The organism is Marinobacter salexigens (assembly GCF_002806945.1).
In the GTDB taxonomy this organism is placed as follows: Bacteria; Pseudomonadota; Gammaproteobacteria; order Pseudomonadales; family Oleiphilaceae; genus Marinobacter; species Marinobacter salexigens.
In genome coordinates, this window is sequence record NZ_NIHC01000020.1 from 1 (window position 1) to 2388 (window position 2388).

General features: G+C 52.6%; 3 protein-coding genes. 1 reads left to right on the top strand and 2 read right to left on the bottom strand.

The features are described from left to right. Positions 1-187 precede the first annotated feature (187 nt). Positions 188-1153 carry a transposase gene (locus tag CDH47_RS17395; RefSeq protein WP_100641611.1) on the top strand — a complete coding sequence of 322 codons (966 nt, stop codon included), beginning with the start codon at positions 188-190 and terminating at the stop codon, positions 1151-1153. A gap of 289 nt (positions 1154-1442) precedes the next feature. On the opposite strand, the gene CDH47_RS17400 is transcribed toward CDH47_RS17395, so the two are convergent. Both CDH47_RS17400 and CDH47_RS17410 read right to left on the bottom strand, forming a co-directional pair. Next, on the bottom strand, positions 1443-1742 hold the full coding sequence (locus CDH47_RS17400) for a HigA family addiction module antitoxin (RefSeq protein ID WP_023011849.1): 300 nt from the start codon (positions 1740-1742) through the stop codon (positions 1443-1445). 209 nt (positions 1743-1951) lie between these two features. After that, positions 1952-2257, bottom strand: a complete 306-nt coding sequence (locus tag CDH47_RS17410) for a BrnA antitoxin family protein (RefSeq protein ID WP_100641612.1) — start codon at positions 2255-2257, stop codon at positions 1952-1954. Positions 2258-2388: the final 131 nt, after the last annotated feature.

The window sequence follows — 2388 nt, forward strand, 5'->3', positions numbered from 1 at the left end:
CGGTAAAGGTTCGGTCTCGGGGATTCCGGAACAAGGAGAGGTTCAAGCGGGCGATTCTATTTCACTACGGCGGACTGCCAATGGCACCTGACCCACACAGATAAGTGAAGAGCCATATATATACAGCTCCAAATTACTAAGGCATGATATAAACAAATCAACAGCCGAGGAAGACAAGGACGTCACCATGCCAAAAGCCAGAGCAGAACTGGTCTGCGTGTCAGACACCCCCTTCTACCACGTGATCTCACGCTGCGTACGCCGCACTTTTCTATGCGGGAAAGACCAAGTAACAGGCCGATGTTACGAACACCGGCGGAGCTGGATCGAAGAACGAATCCGGCTGCTGGCATCAGTGTTTGCGGTGGATGTGGCAGCTTACGCAGTGATGTCGAACCACTATCACCTGGTAGTAAAACTCAGCCCGAATGAGGTAGAACCCTGGAGTATGGATGAGGTACTGGCACGCTGGTGCAGCCTTTATAAAGGGCCATCATTGGTACAACGGTATCACCGGGGCGACGAACTCTGCGCGGCAGAAGTTAGACGAGTTGAGGAGTACGCGGAAACCTTCCGGCAACGGTTGGCAGATTTGAGCTGGTTTATGAAATGCCTGAATGAGCCGATTGCGAGACAAGCTAACCGGGAAGATGAGTGTACGGGGCATTTCTGGGAGAGTCGATTCAAATCCCAGGCTCTCGACACCGAAGAAGCCCTCCTCGCCTGCATGGCCTATGTCGACCTGAACCCCATACGGGCCGCCATGGCCGAGACGCCTGAAACCTCCGAACACACCAGCATTAAAGAACGCATTCACCCTACCTTTGATCTGGCAGAAGCGATTACACGGCAAACGGAACAGCAGGCGCTGAATGATTTTTCGGTGCCATTAAAACCGCTACTGGGTTTTGAAGGCGTGATTCGGAACGGTTTTCAGCAAGGCATTCTGTTCAGCTTTGAAGATTACCTGGAGCTAGTGGATTGCACCGGGCGAATTAGCCGAAGTGACAAACGCGGTGCTATTGGCAAGAAAGCCCTGCCCATTCTGGAACGGCTGAATCTGGACCCGGAGCGATGGTGTCATCGGGCAACCGCCTTTGAAGACAGCTACCAGGATTACAGAAACCCTGGACGCCAGCGACGAGCGGCCTAGCTGCCCCCCCCCCTTCTCTTTCCCCCTCAGCTTATCGGCGGTTCTGCCGAGACTTTCACGCGCCTGAAAACCACGAATTTTCAGAAATCTCGGTGGAATGCCGGCGCTGTTTTGCCATAACGCCAAATAAACGCACCAGAAACGACAAAGGCCCGGAGGTTGAAACCAGCGGGCCTTTGGGAATCAGGTCAGGCTATGAGTGCCTGTCCATAGAGAGACTTCCATAGAGAGAGACTATGCTGTGCCTGTCCATGAGACTATGCTGTGCCTGTCCATGATGCTTTGGTTTTCAGGCAGCGTGCGGCTGAACCTCCTTTGCAATCTTGGCTTCTTTGCCCATCTGAGCCTGGCGCAGCTCAAACTCCGTTTGGAGGTTCAGCCAGAACCGCGCACTGGTGCCAAAGTAACGCGCTAGTCGCAGCGCCGTGTCTGCGGAAACGCCCCGGTTCTCACGAACGATCTCATTCATCCGCGTTGCCGGAACATGCAAAGCCTTTGAGAGCGCATTTACGCTCATCTCCAGCGGCTCCAAATACTCTTCCCGCAGAATCTCTCCAGGGTGAATGGGACGCATACCATTACTAATCATTGTGCGACCTCCTCAGTGGTAAATCGCCGAAAACCGTCTGGTTTTTCCAGTCTCAAACAGCGCTTGAGTGTCTTTGCACCGGAAGCTTTTAATCATACCAGCAACTTATAACGCTTATCGTTAAACGTCAAACAGAATTAGCAGCGAGTGCCCCGTATTGCGACACGCATTTTCGCAGCCTCTCATACCACCGGGCCTTTGAGTATCAGTCAGCCTAACCTTTCTATATCAGACTGATTGTGATTGCTCAGATACTCCTGTAATGCCTTATCCATGCGGGACTGCCAACCGCGGCCGGTGGCGCGGAACTTTGCAACCACTTCAGGTGAAAGGCGAATCGTGATCCGCTCCTTTGTGACCTCCGCTTTTGGCCTACCCATGGGCCGAAGTTGTTGAAACTCTCGCTCCGTGAGTTCGCGAGCATCTGGATCAGCGTCAATACCCGCATTGATCTCTGCTTCTTCCTGATCCGACGGCAACTCAAAGACTCGACCTGATTTAGATTTTATCTGCATAACGTCTTACCTCCGGAGTCTGTCAACGTAGATGTCGCGTTTAAGTCATCAGCTCTTTAACAATTGGCCGCCTTTTCCGGATTCAGAGTGACTGATTCCGGCAAGCTGAAGTTTCTGATATCACCCGACCA

Coding starts and splice junctions, on each gene's coding strand:
- CDH47_RS17395 (WP_100641611.1), top strand. CDS start 188: ATGCCAAAAGCCAGAGCAGAACTGGTCTGCGTGTCAGACACCCCCTTC.
- CDH47_RS17400 (WP_023011849.1), bottom strand. CDS start 1,742: ATGATTAGTAATGGTATGCGTCCCATTCACCCTGGAGAGATTCTGCGG.
- CDH47_RS17410 (WP_100641612.1), bottom strand. CDS start 2,257: ATGCAGATAAAATCTAAATCAGGTCGAGTCTTTGAGTTGCCGTCGGAT.